At 41.0% G+C, this 21,525-nt stretch carries 17 protein-coding genes and 2 pseudogenes; 8 read left to right on the forward strand and 11 right to left on the reverse strand.

Features of this window, described 5'->3' with window-relative positions:
• Window positions 1-472 precede the first annotated feature (472 nt).
• The 6 genes from C427_RS09490 to C427_RS09515 all read right to left on the reverse strand — a co-directional run bounded on the left by C427_RS09490 (window position 473) and on the right by C427_RS09515 (window position 6,645).
• Window positions 473-1,327, reverse strand: a complete 855-nt coding sequence (locus tag C427_RS09490; RefSeq protein WP_007638434.1) for a fumarylacetoacetate hydrolase family protein — start codon at window positions 1,325-1,327, stop codon at window positions 473-475.
• A gap of 126 nt (window positions 1,328-1,453) precedes the next feature.
• Entirely contained in the window at window positions 1,454-2,230 is a 777-nt protein-coding gene (locus C427_RS09495) for an SDR family NAD(P)-dependent oxidoreductase (protein WP_007638435.1), read from the reverse strand.
• Window positions 2,231-2,264: 34 nt separating this feature from the next.
• Complete coding sequence (locus C427_RS09500) at window positions 2,265-3,095, reverse strand: amidohydrolase family protein (RefSeq protein ID WP_007638437.1); 831 nt, start codon at window positions 3,093-3,095, stop codon at window positions 2,265-2,267.
• Window positions 3,085-4,158, reverse strand: a complete 1,074-nt coding sequence (locus tag C427_RS09505) for an aldo/keto reductase (RefSeq protein WP_007638439.1) — start codon at window positions 4,156-4,158, stop codon at window positions 3,085-3,087. The genes C427_RS09500 and C427_RS09505 overlap by 11 nt, the downstream gene beginning before the upstream one ends.
• A 4-nt stretch (window positions 4,159-4,162) precedes the next feature.
• Window positions 4,163-5,314, reverse strand: coding sequence for an alpha-hydroxy acid oxidase (locus C427_RS09510; RefSeq protein ID WP_007638445.1), 1,152 nt, complete (start codon window positions 5,312-5,314; stop codon window positions 4,163-4,165).
• The gene (locus C427_RS09515; protein ID WP_007638446.1) at window positions 5,314-6,645 is read right to left on the reverse strand and encodes an L-fuconate dehydratase; all 1,332 of its coding nucleotides are present in this window, start codon (window positions 6,643-6,645) and stop codon (window positions 5,314-5,316) included. The genes C427_RS09510 and C427_RS09515 overlap by 1 nt, the downstream gene beginning before the upstream one ends.
• Before the next feature lie 210 nt (window positions 6,646-6,855).
• On the opposite strand from C427_RS09515, the gene C427_RS26355 reads away from it, so the two are divergent.
• From C427_RS26355 to C427_RS09540, 6 genes are all read left to right on the forward strand, one after another.
• A complete protein-coding gene (locus tag C427_RS26355; protein ID WP_007638447.1) occupies window positions 6,856-7,011 on the forward strand; it encodes a hypothetical protein in 156 nt (51 codons plus the stop codon).
• Window positions 7,012-7,023: 12 nt separating this feature from the next.
• Entirely contained in the window at window positions 7,024-7,653 is a 630-nt protein-coding gene (locus tag C427_RS09520) for an IclR family transcriptional regulator (protein WP_007638448.1), read from the forward strand.
• A gap of 299 nt (window positions 7,654-7,952) precedes the next feature.
• The gene (locus C427_RS09525; protein WP_007638449.1) at window positions 7,953-8,561 is read left to right on the forward strand and encodes a TonB-dependent receptor plug domain-containing protein; all 609 of its coding nucleotides are present in this window, start codon (window positions 7,953-7,955) and stop codon (window positions 8,559-8,561) included.
• Window positions 8,562-8,604: 43 nt separating this feature from the next.
• Complete coding sequence (locus C427_RS09530; protein WP_081589017.1) at window positions 8,605-10,680, forward strand: TonB-dependent receptor; 2,076 nt, start codon at window positions 8,605-8,607, stop codon at window positions 10,678-10,680.
• 115 nt (window positions 10,681-10,795) lie between these two features.
• The gene (gene fucP, locus C427_RS09535; protein WP_007638454.1) at window positions 10,796-12,109 is read left to right on the forward strand and encodes an L-fucose:H+ symporter permease; all 1,314 of its coding nucleotides are present in this window, start codon (window positions 10,796-10,798) and stop codon (window positions 12,107-12,109) included.
• 24 nt (window positions 12,110-12,133) lie between these two features.
• On the forward strand, window positions 12,134-12,535 hold the full coding sequence (locus tag C427_RS09540) for an L-rhamnose mutarotase (RefSeq protein ID WP_226991158.1): 402 nt from the start codon (window positions 12,134-12,136) through the stop codon (window positions 12,533-12,535).
• A gap of 167 nt (window positions 12,536-12,702) precedes the next feature.
• Here the strand turns inward: C427_RS09540 and C427_RS09545 are convergent, their stop codons facing one another.
• A complete protein-coding gene (locus C427_RS09545) occupies window positions 12,703-12,960 on the reverse strand; it encodes a hypothetical protein (RefSeq protein WP_034899446.1) in 258 nt (85 codons plus the stop codon).
• Window positions 12,961-14,428: 1,468 nt separating this feature from the next.
• On the opposite strand from C427_RS09545, the pseudogene C427_RS09550 reads away from it, so the two are divergent.
• Window positions 14,429-15,675: pseudogene (locus C427_RS09550) on the forward strand (IS110 family transposase).
• A 201-nt stretch (window positions 15,676-15,876) separates the two neighbouring features.
• Window positions 15,877-16,584, forward strand: a pseudogene (locus C427_RS28995) (IS6 family transposase).
• Between the two features lie 161 nt (window positions 16,585-16,745).
• Here the strand turns inward: C427_RS28995 and C427_RS09555 are convergent.
• From C427_RS09555 to C427_RS09570, 4 genes are all read right to left on the reverse strand, one after another.
• Window positions 16,746-17,462, reverse strand: coding sequence for a GntR family transcriptional regulator (locus C427_RS09555; protein WP_007638464.1), 717 nt, complete (start codon window positions 17,460-17,462; stop codon window positions 16,746-16,748).
• A 1,300-nt stretch (window positions 17,463-18,762) separates the two neighbouring features.
• A complete protein-coding gene (locus C427_RS27400; RefSeq protein WP_226991159.1) occupies window positions 18,763-19,725 on the reverse strand; it encodes a hypothetical protein in 963 nt (320 codons plus the stop codon).
• Window positions 19,726-19,736: 11 nt separating this feature from the next.
• Window positions 19,737-20,132: a hypothetical protein gene (locus C427_RS27405; RefSeq protein WP_226991160.1), complete on the reverse strand. Its 396-nt coding sequence runs from the start codon at window positions 20,130-20,132 to the stop codon at window positions 19,737-19,739.
• A 333-nt stretch (window positions 20,133-20,465) separates the two neighbouring features.
• Window positions 20,466-21,428, reverse strand: coding sequence for an MFS transporter (locus C427_RS09570; RefSeq protein ID WP_407636123.1), 963 nt, complete (start codon window positions 21,426-21,428; stop codon window positions 20,466-20,468).
• Between the last annotated feature and the right edge of the window lie 97 nt (window positions 21,429-21,525).

Raw genomic sequence — 21,525 nt, forward strand, 5'->3', positions numbered from 1 at the left:
TAAGATGACTAGTACCACCTGGTAATGGCTGTTGATGGCGATTAATATCATAAGCCAAATCCAGGGTTACTTATTTGCATGGGCCAGGTTTTCTGGTGGGGATTCCGTTGGGGAAAGTTCATGATTGCAAACTAAAAAAAACTTTTTTCTTTTTAAAAAAAAAAGCCCATCCATCGGTTTGGTCGGGAAGTGTAACACGTTTTAAATAATTTCACCCAAACTTGAATTCCTCTATATGAAAACCCGGAAGGCAATCAAGTATAACTTGTGGTTTTTGAACACTTGCCGAACACCCAATGTTTTTGAAAGTAGTTGGTTAGAAAGACCCGTATTTTTAGCTAAAATATGTCGTGAAAGTCCAGAAAAAGCTAAAGCATCTAAACCTTGATTAAACGTTCTTCTTGAAACCATTTCCTTCTTCGTTTTATTAATTTGTTCGTTAAATCTAGGCACAACCTGCACATTATTCTTATTACATTATGTTTGTTAATGCTGTAACCGTTTGTTTTTGTATGCCTAATTTTTCAATACCCAGCTGAATGTTATCACCCGCATTCAGATAAACTGGCGGTTTTTGACCTAAACCCACCCCCGGTGGTGTGCCGGTTGAAATCACGTCACCCGGTTGTAGACTCATAAACTGACTTAAGTAACTCACAATAAAAGCGGGCTTAAATACCATAGTACGGCTGCTACCATTTTGATAACGTTTGCCATTGACTTCAAGCCACATATCTAAATTGGTTGGGTCGCCTACTTCATCGCTAGTGACTAACCATGGGCCGATAGGTCCAAAGGTATCGCAACCTTTGCCCTTGTCCCATTGACTGCCGCGCTCCAGCTGAAAACTGCGCTCAGATACGTCATTACATACACAATAACCTGCTATATATGCCGGAGCCTCTTGCTCTGTGACATAGCTGGCCTCTTTACCTATGACTAAGGCCAGTTCAACTTCCCAGTCCATCTTAGTGCTATTTTTAGGTTTGATGATATTGTCATCTGGCCCACATATGGCGCTGGTGGCCTTGGTAAATACTTCGGGCTCATCCGGTAGCGTCATACCTGATTCGGCGGCGTGATCGCTGTAATTAAGCCCTATACAAATGAACTTACCTACGCTGCCAATACAAGGCCCTATTCGAGTACCTTTTGGTGCCAAGGGCAGGGTGCTTAAATCTAATGCTTTTATTTTTTCTAAACTGGAGACATCAAGCATATCCCCAGCAATGTCATGCACAACACCTTCAAGACTGCGGATATCGCCGTTGTCGTCTAGTATCCCCGGTTTTTCATAGCCACTTTCGCCAAAACGTAATAATTTCATTGTTTAGTCCTGTAATGTGAATTTTAAATTTTTGAGCTAAAAGCTATACAGTGACTCCCAATGGATAAAGTCTTTATTCTTTTAAATCTCGTAGCTCGAAGGTATAAACTAGCAGCTTCCACTTTATTAGTTATTTAAGGTGACAAAGCCGCCATCAATTGGGAAGTTACTACCTGTTATAAACGCTGCCTCATCCGAGCATAGATAGGCAATCAAGGCTGCAATTTCGTCGGCGTGTCCCATGCGTCCCATTGGTTGGCTCTTTGACAGTTTTTCAAACATCTCAACGCGATTATCGGGATAATTTTTATCTAAAAAGTTGTCTACAAATGGGGTGTGTACTCGACCCGGAGCGATACAATTGCAGCGAATACCATCTTTTACATAATCTTTGGCAATGGAATAGGTCATGGTTAATACCGCTCCTTTACTCATTGAGTAGGCAAAACGATCTGCAATACCAACTGAAGAGGCAACCGAAGCAAGGTTTATAATCACGCCGTTTTTACGTTCTTTCATGGCTTTGATACAAGCTAATGTTGTGTTGTACACACCCTTAACATTGACATTGTATAGACGATCAAAATCCGCCTCGCTTGTCTGCTCAATATTGCCAATATGCGCGATACCCGCGTTGTTAATGAGCATATCTATGCAATGGGTATGCTGAATTTCAGCCAACACCTCATTAACCTGAGCATGGTTAGACACATCACAGGCATAGGTGCTGACAGTATCGCCATTGGCTAAAATTTTGTCGGCGGTCTGTTGTGCTGCCTCTAAAGTCAAATCCAAGGCAATAATATGCGCACCTTCTTGGGCCAAACGCAGGCAGACACTTTGGCCTATACCACTGCCTCCGCCAGTGACCAGTGCGGTTTTATTTCTTAATCTTAGACCCATAACTTACCTTTAAGTATTACGTTGCCCAATTGAGTTAAGTGGACAATTGATAAAAGTTGATCGCAGTTTTAGACCAAATTTGTGTTTGTTGTACTGAGCAAATAGAACACAAAAATGCTTCGGTTAAACTGACCCACTGTGAATAATCTGTGGCCAAATTTAATACTGGCCAATCGCTGCCCCACATCAAGCGAGATGCTGTAAAAGTAGTCAACAAATGCTGCATATATGGGATTAAACAATCGAAATCAGGATTATGTCCCGCTTCAGTCACTAAGCCTGATAACTTGCAATACACATTGTTAAGTTGAGCGAGGGCTTCAATATCTGCAGCCCATTGTTCAAATTGCTGTCCTGCAATATCAGGTTTTGCGGCATGATCTATGACTATTTTGAGCGTTGGATACCTTTGCGCCAATGTGAAAAGCGCTTTTAAATGTCTAGGTTTGACCAACGCATCGAAGCATAAGCCCAATTGCATCAGAGTAAAAAATGCCGTACTTAATTCTTCTTTAAGCATCCAATCATCATCATTAATATCTTGGATCATTGGACGGATCCCTTTGAAGTAAGGACTCCTCGACAGATTTGCTAAGTGATAGGGGGCTTCAATGCTTTGCATATCAACCCAGCCGACCACACCCGCTATAAAATCCGTAGTTTCCGCTAGCGATAGCATATATTTAGTTTCCGCTATATCTGGCGCCGCTTGCACTAATACGGTTCTGTCTATGCTTGATTTTTTCAGTAAAGGACGAAGGTCGTCCGCTGAAAAGTCTTTATATATTGCTCCCATATCTTCAGTGAGCCAATTGTAATAACCGAGATCACGTTTCCAGAAATGCTGATGGCTGTCAATTCGCATGTAGAACGTCACTCGCTTTTACTGCAGTTGGCGCAGGTGCGTCTTTATCCAGCAAGTCTGCGGCTTTGAGGCTTTGCCAAAAGTCATTGGGTATAGCTTGGTGAAATAAGTCGATGGTGTTTTGTATTCTGGAGATATTGCCTAATCCAGGTATGACAGATGCAACGCTTGGATGGGCAAGTGGAAATTGCAGAGCGGCAGCGGCCAATGTGACATGGTACTCATCACAGATCATCTCAATTTTAGCGACGCGGTCAATTATTTCAGCTGAAGCCGGCGCATAGTTATAATTCGCTGTGCCTTTGCCCCTTACTCCTGTCGCCAAAATACCTGAATTGTAGGGGCCTCCTATAATAATCGAACAATTGCGTGCTTGGCACTTCGGCAGAAACGTCTGCAAAGACTCTTGCTCAAGCAAGCTATAGCGCCCCGCTAGTAAGAAACAATCCCAGTCACCATAATCCATAGCTTGTTCGCAGACTTGATATTCATTAACGCCCAACCCTATGGCTTTTACTAAACCTTGACTGCGCAGCTCATTCATTGCCTTATAGCCACCCTTCATAGCAATAGGGAAGTGTTTGTCATTTTCTGAACCGTGGGTATCACTACCAATATCATGCATATACAGAATATCAATTCTATCTAAACCCAAACGCTGAAGACTGTCTTCAAAGGAGCGCATAATGCCGTCATAACTGTAGTCATACTGAATATCAAATGGCATAGGTGAGGCAAAACCGTGTCGCTCTTTGGCGTATCCTGCTGGTTTGAGTAACCGTCCAACTTTAGTTGAGAGTATGTAATCCTTGCCTTGCAGCGAACGTAATAAATCGCCAGTACGCCTTTCGCTCAAACCTTGGCCGTAATGAGGTGCGGTATCAAAGTGACGAAAGCCAGCTTGCCAAGCTGCATCTAACACTGCTGTTGATTCTTGATCACTGATACTGTAATACAGGTTGCCAAGAGGTGCACAGCCAAAACCTAAAGTATCGACTTCTAGTCCGGTACTGCCGATCTGTTTTTTACTTATCTTCTTGTCTATTAATGGGGGATTTTGCATCTGATTAATCCTTCACTAGAAACTGGGGTAAATCTGAAACAGTCGCGCAGCCTAATTGATTCATCACTTGTTCAAGTTGCATTTTTAAGCAATTGATAGTGTGCACGCCACCTTTATCACCTAATGCGCCTACACCATAAACAAAAGGACGGCCTAAAAACGTAAAGTCAGCACCACAAGCGAGTGCTGACGCTATATTGGTGCCTGAGCGTAAACCGCTGTCCATAAATATCTTAATATCTTTGGCATATTTAACGACCGCTTTTTGTAAAGGAGCAACCGGAGATTCACCTACATCCAGTTGCCGCGCTCCGTGATTCGACATCACCACCGCATCGGCACCTAGAGAGATAGCCGCAGCCACATCTTCTTGGTTAATTAGGCCTTTTATAATTAGAGGTCCTTGCCAAAAGTCGCGAATTGGTTTGAGTCCGTCGATATCCACACGGCCCATCACTGTTTTGTTCATAAAAGCGGCGAGTTGGTCTGTCGGCATGCCCTTAGGCATATAGGGTTTAAGCGTTTGCATTTCTGGTTTACCGGCGAGGGCAGTTTCGTATAACCAACGTGGACAGCCCAGCATTTGTAAAATATTAGTCAAGGTCATTTTAGGCGGCATCGCCAAACCATTTTTCATGTCTCTGGGTCTGTAACCAAAAGTCGGCACATCCACTGTGACCACTAATACTTTGTAACCAGCCTCTTTGATCCGCCTTAATAAATCTTCACGAATAACTGAATCGGTAGGATTATAAAGTTGATACCAGGCCTTACCTTCCGATATTTCTGCAATGGTTTCTAGACTGGTAGATGATACTGTACTGAGTACATAAGGAATGTTTAATTCGGCCGCTGCTTTGGCCAGAATCTCTGGTGCTTTAGGCCACATCAATCCTTGCAAACCTATAGGTGCAATACCAAAAGGCGCATCGTATCTATGCCCAAACAACTCCACTGACATATCTGATTTATCAAAAGGCTTTAACAACTGACTGCGCAGCTGTACCGCTTGAATATCATTAAGATTTCGCGCCAGACCAATTTCGTCATGACACCCTCCTTCAAGATAATCAAAAGCAAAACTTGGTATACGCTGGCGTGCGCGCTTTTTCAAAGAAACCGTGTCAGGAAACTTTGGGTCAAAATAATCATTCATTAAGAAGCTAGCTTATCTGTTTGTTTAAGACGTTCTTGCCATTCACTTCCGGTTGGATAAGTGAAGGCGGCGACACTTTTTTCGAACATTTCAATGCTGTAGCCAGGCTTGCTAGGGGCTACATAGGCTCCATCTTTAATCACACATGGATCAGTGAAATGCTCATGTAAATGGTCAACAAACTCTACCACGCGATCAGTTAAGTCGGCGGAAATATGCACATAATCAATCATCGATAGATGCTGCACATATTCACACAAACCCACACCACCGGCATGGGGGCAGACTGGTTTCCCATATTTAGCCGCCATCAAGTAAACTGCCAGTATTTCATTCAAACTAGCTAGTCTACAAGAATCTATCTGTACTATATCAATTGCATCGTTGGCGATAAATTGCTTAAACATTATTCTATTATGACAATGCTCACCTGTTGCGACCTTGATATCGCCAATATTCTGTTTAATTTTTTTATGCCCAAATATATCATCGGGGCTGGTGGGTTCTTCAATAAACCATGGTTTGACATGAGCAAGTTGGTTGGTCCACTCAATTGCTTCGTCCACCTCCCAGATTTGGTTGGCATCAATCATTAATTTCGTATCATTACCAATCACTTTTCTGGCAATTTCACAACGCCTTATGTCACTCTCTAAATCTTGGCCTACTTTTAATTTTACATGTTTGAAGCCTTGTTCAAGAGCCTCTTCACATAATTTAGCGAGTTTCTCATCGCTATAACCTAACCAGCCGGCCGACGTGGTATACGACGGGTAGCCATTGTGTTCTAAATATTGAATACGCTCTTGTTTGGTTTCATGATTCTTGGTGACCATCTCCAAGGCTTCTTGTTTTGTCAGTGCGTCGCTTAAATATCTAAAGTCGATACAGTTAACAAATTGCTCTGGGCTCATATCGGCTAATAGTCGCCACAGTGGTTTACCCTCGCTGCGAGCCCACATATCCCATACGGCATTGACCACGGCACCAATAGCCATATGAATCACTCCCTTTTCTGGGCCTAACCACCGAAGTTGACTGTCTGAACGCAAGCTATCATAAAAATTATTAATGTCTTTGGTGATATCGTTAAAGTCTTTACCTATAACCAAATGTTTAAGGGCTTCAATAGCTACGCAGCAAATGTCGTTGCCTCTGCCTATGGTAAAGACTAAACCGAAACCTTCGTTACCTTTTTCCGTTTCTAAACATAAATAAGCAGCTGAATAATCAGGATCTTTATTTGTGGCATCTGACCCATCTAATGATTTTGAAGTAGGAAAACGAATGTCGTGAGTTTCCAGTGAAATGATTTTGTTTGTTTTACTCATAACCGCTCTTATTTATATATAAAATTTAAACTCGCATATAAAATTAGCTGTTTGTTGTTAAAATGTCAACAGTTTACTGAGAAGTGTTTAATGGAATATGTAGGATGTTTTTATCTTGTAGCAGCCACTTGTTCTCTTTATGAATGTAACGCAGTATTATAGTCTTAAAGGTGCCCCTCATTTACATTCTTAGCATAAAAGGAGTTATTGATGACAAAACAGTTTGATAAAGAAGAACTGGGAAAACGTAAAACATACAGTGCCCCAGCTTTAGAAAAAGGCATGGATATCATGGAGTTATTAGCTGTTGAAGCTGAAGGTTTAAATATCGGCGAGATTACCAAAAAGCTCAATAAATCGGTATGAGAGCTATTCAGAATGTTAGTGGTGCTGCAGCAGCGGAGATATGTATCACTAGAGCAGGGCAGTGATAGGTACACCCTCACTCTAAAAATGTTTGGTTTAGCACATCGTTTCCCACCAGTAAAAAGGCTGACTAGTGAATCTGCCCCTGTGCTGCGTAGGTTGTCTTATGATATCGAACAATCCTGCCATCTTGTTATTTATTATGAAGGGAAAGGGCATGTAGTAGTCCAACAAAACTCGCCTTCTGAACGGGTATTTAGCGTGCGATTGGGTGCAGAAGCGCCTTTAATGAATACTTGCTCAGGGCATTTGTTATTGGCGTTTGCTGATGAATATACTCGTCAACAAATGTTAAGTCGTATCCCTGTACATCACCTTAATGAAGATGTTTTAGATATGGATAAAATGGTACGGAAGGTGTTGAGCCAGGGTTATGAAAGTATTCATAGTGCCCAAGCACAGGGCATTCAGGATATTGGCTATCCAGTTTTTGATTATCAAGACCAAGCGGTAGCTGCTTTGATTGTGCCTTACTTTAAATATTTAGATGGATCTCACCAAACAGTCGTGGAAGATTCCCATAGTATAATTAAACAAGCTGCTAGAGATATTTCTGTCGCATTAGGATACGACCCTGATTAAAATCCCATCATTATGTTTGTTCCTTATAAATCATTTAAAGTTTACCCATCATAATCCCATTCATATTTTTAATATCAATTGTTAATCATGTGTTTCTAGAAGTGTGGCGCAAGTCCATTTCGGAGTCCGTAATTTTTTTATGTGACGTATATAAAATATGATTCCATATGTGAAATATAGTTGCGATTGTAAAATAAATGTGAGATTCTTTAGTTGGTTTTGTAAATGTAAATATTTTTTTTGCTGGTGAAATATAATTTACCCGCTGATAATTGACATAACTAAGTGGATATAAACACATGAAACTAACAACTAGTACAAACCGCTATAATAAAAATAAAATTACTAAAGTTATTAATACAACAATCTCAACTGCGACACTCACAACCATGCTTTTTGCTAATGTAGGTTTCGCACAGGATCAAGAAGGTAAGGTTGAAATTATAAACGTTTCTGGCATCCGCATCCTTAAAGCTCAAGATTTGAAACGAGGCGCTGAGTTAGTCGTAGACGCCATTTCTGCGGATGATCTAGGTAAATTTTCAGATGCTGCAATTTCTGACGCAGTACAACGAATACCTGGTGTGCAAATTGAACGTAATGATGGAGGACAAGAGGGTGATAGAGTTTCAATTCGAGGGTTGGGCCCAACCTACGTCACTACTACCGTTAATGGCAAAACCGCGCTGTCTTCAGGTACCGAAGGTTTATCCAATTTACGCTCATTTAATCTAGAAGTTATTCCTACTAATATCATATCAAGCATTGTTGTAAAGAAAACCCCTACGGCAAGTGACCCAGAGTCAGGGCTTGCAGGCACTGTAGAGTTGATAACGAGAAAGCCTTTAGATGGAAGTCAGTATCGTGACAATAAAAACTATTTTGGCTCTTTAACTTTTTCAAGGTGATAAAGGCTCTATAGGTGATGAGGTTGGTAATCGTATTAGTGCTATATTCGGTGCAAAGTCTGCTGATGATACATTAGGGTTTTATTTCTATTACCTAGATTCGGAATCATTTCCTGGGCGGGATCAATTATTTCCTACTGTTATTTCTTCAGATATTCAAATAGACAATTCAGGGAATGGAATTGCAGATGAAACTGTTGAAGATGTATTCATCATTAATGCTATAGATTTCGAACCCATTCGTGAAAAACAATTTTGTGAGTCTTTGTCATTTGCGGTTCAATGGAAAGTTACTGACGACTTTACTATTAGTGCCGACACTATTTATACATCTTTTGATAATTCCTCTATTAGAAATCGTGTTGCGCCTATTTTTGGTCCTGCAATCACCAACTCAGTGTTTGACCCTAGTGACATTGTTATTGATGAAAATAATACTTTGCAATCAGTTGCTACTTGTGGTTCTTCAGATGATCAAAATATTAAAGTACAATTTATTCCGTTCCTTTTCGGGAACAAAACAGAGTCATCTGTTAGTGGCCTAAATTTTGATTATCAGGCATCACCTAATTTCAACGTTGTTGTAGATATCCACTACTCGGATGTGGATTACTTTCAATATTTAGACCTTCCGATACTGGTACAAGATATTCCTGCAAATCAGGTCAGTTTTAATTCAGATAATGGCTTATTCAGTGCCGATTTAGGTTCGATTGACAATGTTAATTATGTGCTACCACCGGGTCTTTCATTAGTCCGAGATTTTTTCATGGGCGGCAAACAGTGGGGAGGAAAAGCAGACTTTGAATGGATAATAGATGATGGCTTTTTTGAATCGGTCGAATTTGGTTTTAGATATTCCAAAGACGATATCGTCTCAACCCGTACAAGAATTTTAGATGTTGCAGGTGATTTAACAGCCGACGAGTTATTAAATATTAGGCAAGCAGGCATTGGTGCTAGCAACGTGGATTATAACTTTTATCCAGATGACAATGTTTTTAGTAGCTTCCCTTATGGTAATCTAGTTACTTTTTATGACAAGATTCCAGCTTTAGGTGAAAGCAACTTTCTGGGCGTTGCTCCAGCGGCGTCATTTGCATTTAAAGAAGATGTATTCGCTGCATATACTGAAGGTAACTTTTTTGGGAAGCTGTTTGGTTTGGAGTATTCTGCCAATGCAGGTTTACAGATAGTTAATGTGAAGTTTGAGGGGCAAGGTGCACGTGTGAACCCAGATAACTCAATAACCCCAACAACAACGGACAACAATTACTGGGAGTTTTTACCTAGTGGTAATATAAATTTTGATTTAAATGACGATTTTGCTCTTCGTTTGGGTGCAGCAAAGGTGATGTCTCAACCTAATCCTTCAGATTTAGTACCAAGGGAAGCTGCAAATGAGCCAAATAATCCTGGAGACATACCCAGTGGACAACGGGGTAATGCTGAATTAACCCCTACCATTTCATATATCTTCGATACGACCTTAGAATATTATAATGAGATGGAAGGCGCTTATGTAGTAAGTGTGTTCTATAAAGATGTAAATGATTTTATCTTTCCGATTACAACTCGGGAAACATTGCCTGGACAGGGTGATACTATTTTTGATGTTAGAACCCCTGCGAACTTTTCAGATGGAAATGTCATAGGGTTTGAGCTTGGTTTTAGTCAACCGTTCCTGTTTCTACCTGCACCATTTGATGGATTTGGTCTTCAAGCAAATTACACATATTCAGATAGTGAGTTTAACAAAGATGTAGGTGATAACGGTTTTGGTTTTCCTGGCTCCTCAAAAAATAACTTTAATTCTATTTTATATTTTGAAAAAAATAATTTTGGTGTTCGTTTAAGTTATATATACCGTGACGATTACTTTAGGAACTTGCCTGGTCAAGGTGCTCAAGCAGAAAATTCTAGCGCTGTATTCAATGAGGCCGACGAACGTTTGAATATGAATGTAAGTTACAATTTGACGGAGAATATCTCGATTTTTGTTGACGTGAATAATATTACAGAAGAAGGGCGTCGTGATTTCTTGTTAAATAAATCTACTTTTAATGGTGCATTTAATCGAGAGCGGACCCTTACTTTTGGCATAACTGGTCGTCTATAATTTTTTAATAGTCAATCGAATACCGTAACTTAGCATTGGTTACGGTATTTTTTTTGAAAATAATAGTCATTATTGACTATTTTAAATAAATTCGTATCTATGTAAAAGGTCATTTATGCCACAGTTATTGCCGCAATATTCTTCTCAAGATAAATCGATCCCATTATTGTCGACCAATATGCTCGTTCCTTTTATTTTGGTCGCAATGCTTTTCCCCTTGTGGGGGTTCGCCAATGATGTAACCAACCCACTAGTCAAAGCATTTAAAGATATTTTTCTTATCTCAAATGCACAAAGCAGTATGGTGCAATTTGCATTTTATTTAGGCTATGGAATTATGGCTATTCCTGCTAGCGTGCAACAGGAATTCAACTTTTTTTTAGCTGCCCTATGTATTTTAACCTGTGGATTAGCGTTATTAGAAACCACTGCCAATCCTTATATTTTATCTATGGGCGACCCAGCAACTGCAACCCGCCGTTTGAATTTGGCGCAGGCCTTTAATCCGATAGGTTCTTTAACAGGTATGTTTGTTGCCTCAACGCTAATTTTAAATAAGTTACAGGTAGAAGAGTTTCGAACTGCAGAACGTGTGGCTCATCCAGAGTACGCAGCTATGCTGCCGAGTACGGTAGACGACAAATTAACTACTGCGTTAAGTGAATTTTCCATTAGCGATCCAGTTGCGCACCAAGCTATGCAGGCTGCGGATTTGATAACCGTTCGTGGCCTTTATATTGCGATTGCTGTTGTTGTTGCTATTCTATTTTGTCTGTTTTTATTCGTTAAATTACCGCGCACTATCTCTCATGACAACCCACTGACATTAAGTGAATTAGGCGCAACTTTTAAACGTTTATTTAAAAATGGTCGCTGCATTGAAGGTGTTATCACTCAGGCTTTTTATGTGGGTGCACAAATTATGTGCTGGACCTTTGTTATTCATTACGGCATGACCTCTGTTGGTCTCACCGCGTCAGAATCCCAAGGTTATAACATGGTTGCTATGTCAATTTTCTTAGCGAGTCGCTTTATCTGTACCTTTTTGTTGGGCTTTTTCCGCCTCGGCCAGCTGCTAATGTTATTAGCATTGGGCGGCATTGCATTTTCTCTTGGTACTATATTTATTGGCGGCATGCTGGGACTGTATTGCTTAATTGCTATTTCGGCGTGTATGTCATTAATGTTTCCTACTATTTATGGTATAGCCTTAAAAGATTTGGGAGATGACGCAAGTTTAGGTTCCGCGGGTCTAGTTATGGCTATTGTAGGAGGGGCGTTGATGCCTCCTATGCAAGCGACTATGATTGATAATGAGTCGTTTTTTTATTCTATTCCTTCGGTGCAAACATCATTTTTGCTTCCCTTAATCTGTTTTGTTGTGATCAGCATTTATGGCTATCGTGCACACAAGATCTATCGCGCTTAGTTTGAATTGATAAGCTAATTGGAATTGAAGACTATATCTACGCAACGACATGTTTTAACCCTTGAATTAATTGATGACCAAGAGTTGATTCGCTTGTATGAGCAATACCATCAACCAGGAGGAGTCTGGCCAGAAGTGTTTGAAAGTATTCGCGATTCAGGTATTGAGAATATGCAGATTTATCGTCTTGGTACCCTGTTGGTGATGGTTCTAGACGTTCACGCCAGTTTTACTTTTGAGGTTAAAAGTAAAAATGATAAGGCTAACCCAAAAGTGCAAGAATGGGAGCTGTTAATGGAGAGTTTTCAAAGCGTCGAAGTGACCCCAGAAAAGTCTGGAAAGTCATGGATCAGATTTTTCATCTCCTTGATCATTGAATCTTGCTTGAAACATAAGTCCAATCTGAATGATGAGATTGAAATCTGACTAACGAATCTAAGATCTGAATAAATTACGGCCATTTAATAGCTCAAGGTCTTAGGATGTTAAGTTTAAATTAGGCTCCTTTTGGACATAGTGACTATCTGAGAGAAAATAATTATTAAACTATTCTGATGGTTACTAAGCAAACAACGGAATTTGATATTTTCCGCCTATTTAATTTCAGGCGAAAGCCGCGGTAAAAATGTTTGAAGTTCGTAAGAAGTAAATTTTTCAGTGTTACCTTTTGAAAGGTTTTTAGCTTGTGAAGGAGTTACGCTAAATGCTTGTACAATTGTTTTAATCGGTACATTTCTTAAATCCAACATTCTATGAATCTTTATCATTAGGTCTGAACGCTTCTCATCAAGCGACGCGTGTTCTGGTGATTTTGATACAGCATTGAGAATATTGTCATATCTTAAGGTCATTGGTGGATAGGTAATTCTATTGATGTTACATCGCCCTTCATTATAACAAAACGCTTCTAAAATTCACCCCAAGCAGGAATTTTGATAATTGCTGTTCAGCGAGAGAGCATTCTGGGGTTCTGCTTTTTCTGTTGAACGCAGTGACAAAGTATCGTAAAAATAACTGAGAAGTGACACAGTGTTCACGGCGTCTTCTGATGTCGGAATGCAATAAATAAAAGACTTAAACTAGACAATGAAGTTTGAAACTGTGGCATTAAAGTTAAAAACTATCGAGTTACGGCTTACGACCAGTTTGTGCCATAGCCGTCATTGCTGCTGTTTGTAATAACTTCAGCTTCACGCCCGAAGCAGACATGTCATCGGATGACCCCGCAGGTTCCTAGGTCATACTAAGTTGAAATATTTATTAAGTCTTTACTGTTAAAAGACCTTTATTGCTAAAATAGAATAAGTTTTTTCAGCTACGTAATGTTTTAGGCCGTTAAAACGACAAAACCCACGCCGAAGCATGGGTCTTGTCTTTATCTTGTGTCTCTGGTGGGCTGCTAATAAAGCAGTGATATGCCAAAGCCCTCAAGATTTAAATTAGTCATTGTTGACAATGGCGTCAACGTAAATGCTAAAAAAAGGAATTTAAATGCTACATGTTGCAATTGAAAGAAACCTCTCCACAGTAAGTCTATCTTGTTCATCTTTTGTATTCAGATGACTGAGTATCTTTTGGATCACAAATGGGTCTTCGATGCTGGCTGTAAAATTTACCGCAACACCGCATTGCTCACAAGTTTCAATGCTAAATCATCGATTTTTATACTACATATATATACAGTATAGAAATCCTAGCGCCAAATTACCTTTGCTAAGATCTTTATATGTATCGCGGCATTGTTGAATAAATAAAAATTTGAACTGTTTTATCAATAATAACCTGAACTGTTATCATAGCCATCCGAAAATTAGCCAATATCCATTAATATGCAATACATACATCAATAAATAGAGTTGTTGCAAAAAACGCAACAACTGGAAAATCATTGTTAGCACAGCATTGAACTTTCCCTAATCCTGTAAATGTTTTTTACTTAGAAAACGCTTAAAGGGTTTGACGTTTCTATGTTTCCTTCATGCTAGAAGCTCGTATTCGCTGAAGGCCTTCTGACTGAAGGCAATGAGCGTGATACAGACATATTGGAAATTGTCTGATAATCTGGATTAAGGTCAGTTTTCGCTCAATATCGTCTTTCAATCTTGAAAAGGAGCATAATGTTTCTGTTCAAGGTCATGTGCTAGCTGTATACGAATAACTCGCTCACAACATACTTAAATGTTTTCCGGTTTGCTTTCGATGCATCTAGCACGCCCAAGCTTCAAAACGAATACTCAGGACTTGCTCCAATGATTGCTAGCTATATTGCTTTCGAAAAGCTTAGGCATACATGCTGAACCTAAAGCTTAGGAGAGAGAAATGACTAGTAAACAAGGTTATGAGTTAAATATTGGTATTGATTGGGCAACCAATAAGCATGATGTATGTATTGAATTTCCCGACGGAAAGCGCAGTTTTGATATCATCAAGGCGTCTCCCGAATACATTGACGAATGGATAACGTCGCTCCACCAGAAATATCATGGCCAAATAGCCGTTGCGGTAGAGTTATGTAAAGGGCCAATTGTTTATGCTCTTCAAAAGTATGATTTTGTCACTATATTTTCTATCAATCCGGCGATGTTAGCGAGATATAGAACAGCATTTTCAACAAGCGGAGCAAAGGATGATCCTACCGATGCTGAACTTGCGTTGGACATCATGCTGCGTTATCCAGAAAACATTAAACCCTTACACACTCAAAGTGTCGAGATCCGAAAACTCGCATTTTTAGTGGAGCAACGAAGGCGGCTTGTTGACGATAAAAAACGCTACAGCAACCGTATTATAAATACGTTGAAACAACACTAACCTCAGGTGCTAGAGTGGTTTTCACACAGAGATACACAGTTGTTTTCTGACTTTCACATTCGCTGGCCGAGCCTGACTAAAATAAAAAGAACAAAAGAATCAACAGTAAGGGCGTTCTTTAATCAGAGAGGGGGAAACGCGGTATCGCTATTAGAACAACGTATATTGTCAATCAACAATGCTATCCCCTTGACTGAAGATGAGGCCGTCGTGCAGTCACATGAGCTCTTAATTACGGTTTTAGCTCAACAGTTTCAAACAGTCATTGTGGCGATTAAATCATTTGATAGCGCCATTTATGAGCTTTTTAACACTATGAGCGATGCTCCTATTTTTAAGTCACTACCAGCAACCTAGGACACCTTGTCTTGGTCCTAGGTTGCTGGTAGCGATGGGGGAGAATAGAGACCGATTTGAAAGTGCGGCTGAAGTACAAACCTATTCAGGGGTTGCGCCCGTCACTGAGCGCAGTGGCAAAAAATCATGGGTACATTGGCGGTGGCAGTGCTCAAAATTCTCACGACAATCATTCATTGAATGGTCGGAACAAGTCTGTCAGCCAGTCCTTCTGGGCTAGCTTGTATTACAATCAGCAGCGTGCAAAAGGAAAGTCTCATAATGCCGCAGTTAGTGCGCTCGCGTTTAAATGGTTCAGGATATTGTTTAAATGCTGTAAGAGCCATAAACCGTTCTGCGAGAGTACATATCTACTCACATTAAAAGAGAGAAAATCTCCTCTATTGATGACAAATTAGTTGACGCCCTGCCTCATGGCGTGAACCGGACCATCCCAGAATTTCATGTTTTCAGTTTTCCGCCACCCCACTCAGAATGAAAACCGTCCGAGGCACTCCACATGCTGAAGTGGGGTAACTGTTGTGGAAAATCCACTTAGAATGCCCAGAGCGGTACTGTCAAGTTAATAAGCTGGCTCAGAAACATACGATAATTTGGGCATGCAAAATACCAATATTTATCCCGGATATCGCTATCCACCCCAAATAATCAGTCACGCTGTGTGGCTTTATCACAGATTTACACTTAGCTTGTGTGACATCGAAAAATTGCTGTCAGCAAGAGGCATTACAGTCAGTTACGAAACTGGCCGCAAACTGGTGTGATAAATTCAGGCGAAGGTATTGCAGTCAAATCAGGAAAAACCGAGGGAAATTAGGTGACACCTAGTATCTTGATGAGGCATTTATCAAGAACAACGGTGTTCTGCATTGCCTTTGGAGGGCAGTTTATCAGGATGGTGATGAAGTTGACATTCTGGTTCACAAAAGTAAAGACAAAAAACGGACGAGACGATCCTTCCGAAAGCTAATCAAAGGCCAACAAGCCGCGTCAATCACGATAATCACCGATATATTGCGCCGTTATTCAGCAGCAAAGAAAGAGCTGATACCCAGTGTAGAACACTCAACCCATCAATACGAAAACAACCGATGCGAGTTATCCCATCAACCTGGTCGGCCACAGGAGAGGCAGCTCAAGAAATTTAAATCACAAGGTCAGGCTTAATGTTTTCTCTCCTGTCATGGCGTGGTTAATAATCTACTTCGGCTTGCTCGCCATTCCATGAAAGCGAGTAATTACAGAGTCTTCCGTGCCGAGCGTTCATTGAATGGGGTAGGGTGAGATGTGTCCAAAATTTGGCATAGGTAGTTAAAATTCCATTCAATTCATTCGATCTCGATAACTTGACAGTGCTGCAGACACTACTGATTGTGTAAAGTCGCTTTTTAAACAGAAACGACTACATTACAAATTAGGAAATATTTCTCCAATAGCCTATGAAGTGAAATTTATAAGGATCATATTATCAAAACAACTTCATATGACGATGGAGAGCTTCTTTAAAATGTGTAAATAATGCTTGTGCGGCGACTTCAGGCTTCCTATTTATGCACGCTTCTAAAATATCAATATGCTCCATCAAAGAAACTGTAACTAAAGTTGGAGTAAAATGGTGTTCTAGTTGTATAAGCCTAATATAATATTTTAATCGCTTAGCGGTTATTTCAACAAACTCGTTTTTCAAACTAGCAATCATAGTGCCGTGAAACTTCAACTCAAGAGCCTCAACTTCATTTAGAATGTCTGGAGTGATCCCTTTACTTTCCACTTTACCTATCAATTTCTGATGTTCTTGTAGTAATTTAGCGAAAAGTTCATCCTGTCCATATTGTGCAAAATGACGAGCAGCGGCACTTTCAATAATAGAGCGAAATTGGTATGTATTTCGAATAAACTCCAAATCAGGTTTTCTAAACTGAATGCCGGATCTGGGGTGAATAATTAACATATTTTCACTTTCGAGTACTCTAAGAGCATCACGTAATGGCTGAGTAGGGATATCCATTAATTTTGACAATTCACTTTGAGACATAAATGAACCAGGTAATAGTTTGCCTTCAAAAATCCATTGCAAAATTTTACTGTATGCTGCTTTATTTAGAGATACCGACGAGTTACCAGTATGTTTTGCCTCATCCGAATTTTTTGAAGTGTCAGGGTTACCATTCTGTTTTTTTTGCATTGTTATTTTTCCCCTCATTAAGCTTCAATTAGTCCTATTTATTCCGAGTTTTTACTAAGTTCAGTTAAACTATAGGCATCAAGTTGTGTGTTCATCAGGCCAATATTTCTTAAGTAATAGCAAGCTTTAATAGGTGGTTATACGGAATTGGAAAGACGCTTGAGAAGCACTATAAGCAACAGTGAAATATCAACAGCCCACTTAGAGGGCTATTTATATGACAGCTGAACTAAAAAGGCAAGGATTAACGTTCAATTGTACAATTAATAAGCTAAAGGATAATGTCAAAATTCCAATTATTAATAAAGTGTAAAATTTTTCTATAAGATGAGGTGATTCAACAATGAAGGATGGCATGAACTATACGCAAGTTATAATGATCTCCTTCATGATCCCAGCTGGGGAAAGGGGATCCTATTTTCGGTATGCTCTGTCACATCGAGTGCTTTGGCAATGGTGAGGAACGGTTTTGATTCGGTACCCAGGTTTGTGTCTTTTCAGTTCGGAGCAACATAAAACGTCACACCGCCATCAATTGGATTAAAAGTCCAGTGCAACGGCGGTTAGTATGATAAATATACTCTTGTTGAACATGTTTTTCGTTGTTTGCCATTTAATTAATTAATTAAATAATCCAATTCCAGCCGAGACTTCCTGGGCATGGACACTACTCGCCAAGTAATACTGGCATTAAGTGGTAGAGCTTTTTTCGCATTACTGGATGATTCAACCAGAACTTTTATCTCAGCATCAAATGCGGTGGGGTTATACAATGTGAGTGACAGTTTGCCGGCGTTACGCCTAACTTTTTCACATTCTATATTGTCAAAGAGACAGAAAAAACCACTATTGGCTGGATGTATAACCCTGGAATTTCCATGGTGGTCAGCATGAATGCCGTTTCAGGCCAACTGCTCGATCCGAAAAGAAAGCCTCCGACGCCATCGCGTCCTTCCCAGTCGCTCAAATTGACCCGCTCACACATCCAGCCAGGTTTAATATGTGAGCTCAATGGGCGGTCGGCCCGTGATAGTTACTGAGGGATACCATGGGCAATATCCTTAATCAGATCGAGAGCTACTTCATCACCAGTTAATCTCCATAACCTGAAGAGAGAATCGCCTGAAAAAGTGCAGATATCAGGTGCTCCATGTTTATTCTGAATATTGGCCTATACCGCCCCTGTACTGCGAGCATCATACTGACCAAGCGACGAGTCATCAGGAAATTCATAATCGTAGGAAACCACCCAGGTTGCGGCCTGGCGAACCGTATCCTTGGACGCATCTGCCCATGCAGGCTACCCGGTTTTTTCTAAAAGTGCCACATAGGATTCCACCAGAGCAAAAGCTGCCTCAGAATCAGGCGCAGATAAAATCTCTCCTAGACCACCGGTAGTGATGCCATGACGAACAAAGTCATTGTAATATTTTCTGGCAGAAGCCTTTGCTACCTGCAGATAGCTGTCATCATTAAAAAAATCGGCAGCAAGTACCAGTGCTCCAGGCACAATAGCGCCTGATGCTGAGCCGCCAATCAGCAGTTCACCGGTCTCAACATCGACCCATTGACCAAACTGGCCTGATTGTTCCCACAAGTGGACAAATGCATCGGCCAGATTCTTAATCGCAGCGCTCCAAGTCTGAGGGACTTCTTCGCCCTGTTTCTTGAGCAGGTCCAGTTGCTTGATGCCAAAATAAAGCAAATCGCCGCTTTTTCTTACCATGTGCAGATTATGACTGTACTGAACATCTACCCCGTCACTATAAAAGGTCTTGCCATCGTCAAGGCCCACAAAGAAACCAGAAGGAGCCTGAGTCTTTTCGAAGATCATTTTTAAGTTTTGCATTGCTCGAGATCGGGTTTCATCATCTCCCTGTGCCAGCATGGGCAACGTCATCATGCCGCCTCCTACCCAACCAATTTGCCAGAGAAAACAGAGCGGTTTGCTCGCGGTCTCAAATGTGGTGTGGAAGTTAGGGGCCAATTTATAATAACCATCTTCCTCTACCCAGTTGTCACGGTTATACTTTTCTTCGATAATCTTCCATCCTGCACTATATGGCAATTCACAATGAGACTCAGAGCGGTACAGAGAACACTTGCGAAAATCACAATAGCGGTCGAACAAAGTCTGTAACTGTGGTGTCTCAAAAACTGTTATGACAATTTTTAGGGTGATTTCGTCACCTTCAGACCAGGAAACACCTCGATCGTCACTTGGTGTTGGATATTTACAGTGTTGCTGACGGAATTCCCGCACGGACGGGGCCGTTAGGAGAAAGCGGCATGCACCCTCACCACAGAGTTCAACTGTAAGTCCATGATTGCCAAAGTGGGAGCCTTGTTCGGTAAACATGAGAAAGCCATTTTTTTAGCCGCTGAATGAAAGCCCATACAAGGAACCGAAGTATCACCGGTGGTTTGCTCTATGCGCTTGGACTCCTTGCTCAATTGTGGAACTTCAGTGGTGGTGGTTGGCATATCAAAGCGGAATTCTGACTTCTCCTTCCACATGGGTGGATAAGGGGTGTCATTGGTCTCAAAATCATTGCCATTGTAGACAGCACAAGGCAGGAGCGTGTAGTTATCATCCTGCCAGTCAGTGAATTCAAACGCAATACCTACCCCGGCAGAATCAACAGCTCCAGAACAAGTCCCATTTAGCAATGCCGCAAGACACAGGGGATTGCAAATGGGCTAAGGTTTCTTCTACAAGATGATTGTCATTGTAGCGACATATCACCGGAGTCATTTTCCCACCCAGCGTTACCAGGGCTTTCTGGAGCATAGGGTTTAACATTATTGACTTCCTTCTAGTACTGCTGGATTTTCTTTCTTGGCATCAATAGCCTGACGTATTTCTTGACAGCGCTTCTGAGTCAAGGGATATAAACAAATCGCAGCTATCGCAATAAAAAATCCCCTGGCTGAGAAAAAACTAGGGTCTTTAACCAGTAGCTGGTGGTCTCAGGAGTTTGAATATCAAGTTTGCTATCGAAACTAGATGCAATGATTAGGTAACCTTGCAATACCTAAAGCCATTTTATCTACGGTACTAAATACCGCACTGTAAAAGGCTTCTCGGCGGTGTCCAGTATTAAGTTCATCTAGGTCGCAGACATCTGCCAACATGGAGTTATTGATCATCGGCATGGTGTTGGTAAACGCACCAATCAAAATGGCGGAGATCAGGCAGGGCCACTGCATCGAAATGTCTCCCAAAAAGGGAAGATTCATGGTCAGGTAGGCGCCAGCATAATTTGTGAAGGTAAAACACAAACTTAGATAGGCGATAGTACTCACGGCCAACATTATCAAAAGGCACTTCTTTTTTCTTAAGGACTCTGATAACTTGGCGACAATGGGCATAGCCAGAGGGCAGGTCACATTAATAGCAGTGAAAATGATGGCCATATAGGCGGCGCCAAGCACCTGATCTCCCTTGCTAATGTGGTAGAGGAAAATATACATAAAGAAGATTCCGGTTATCGCCATGCAGAATTTGGATATGAAATTACTGACCACCACTAACCAGAAGGGTTTGTTGTTAAAAGTGAATTTTACCACATCAAAAAAACGTACCTTAGTTTCCTTTTTATGATCAGCCACATTTTCTTTGCAGAAGAGTACCGAGGGCAGTCCTGACAATAGAACGATAATTGCAATACAGGCACTGACTACAACCACTCCCTGCGTGCCTTTTAATGCCTGTGCCTGATCTCCTTCCAAAAGCATGCAGAATGTCAGTAGCCAGGGAGTCAGGAAACCGGCGGCTGAATAGATGATCTGTCGCCACTTAAACAGGTGGGTTCGCTCGTTATAGTCGGTTGTCATCTCATACCCCATGGTAATGTGAGGCACGTTGAACATAGTGTACCCGAGCCCATAAAGCAGGCTGACCATAACCGCTAGGTAAAAGAATACAGGCCAGATCCACTCGTCAGCATTAGGGCCAGCCGGCACGGAGGGTGCCAGACAAACATGGTCAACAAGGCAGAAATAATCAGACCAGCCAACATCCATAGTCTTCTACGGCCCCACAGCGTCCGAGTATTATCGG

This window comes from Paraglaciecola psychrophila 170 (genome assembly GCF_000347635.1).
In the GTDB taxonomy this organism is placed as follows: domain Bacteria; phylum Pseudomonadota; class Gammaproteobacteria; order Enterobacterales; family Alteromonadaceae; genus Paraglaciecola; species Paraglaciecola psychrophila.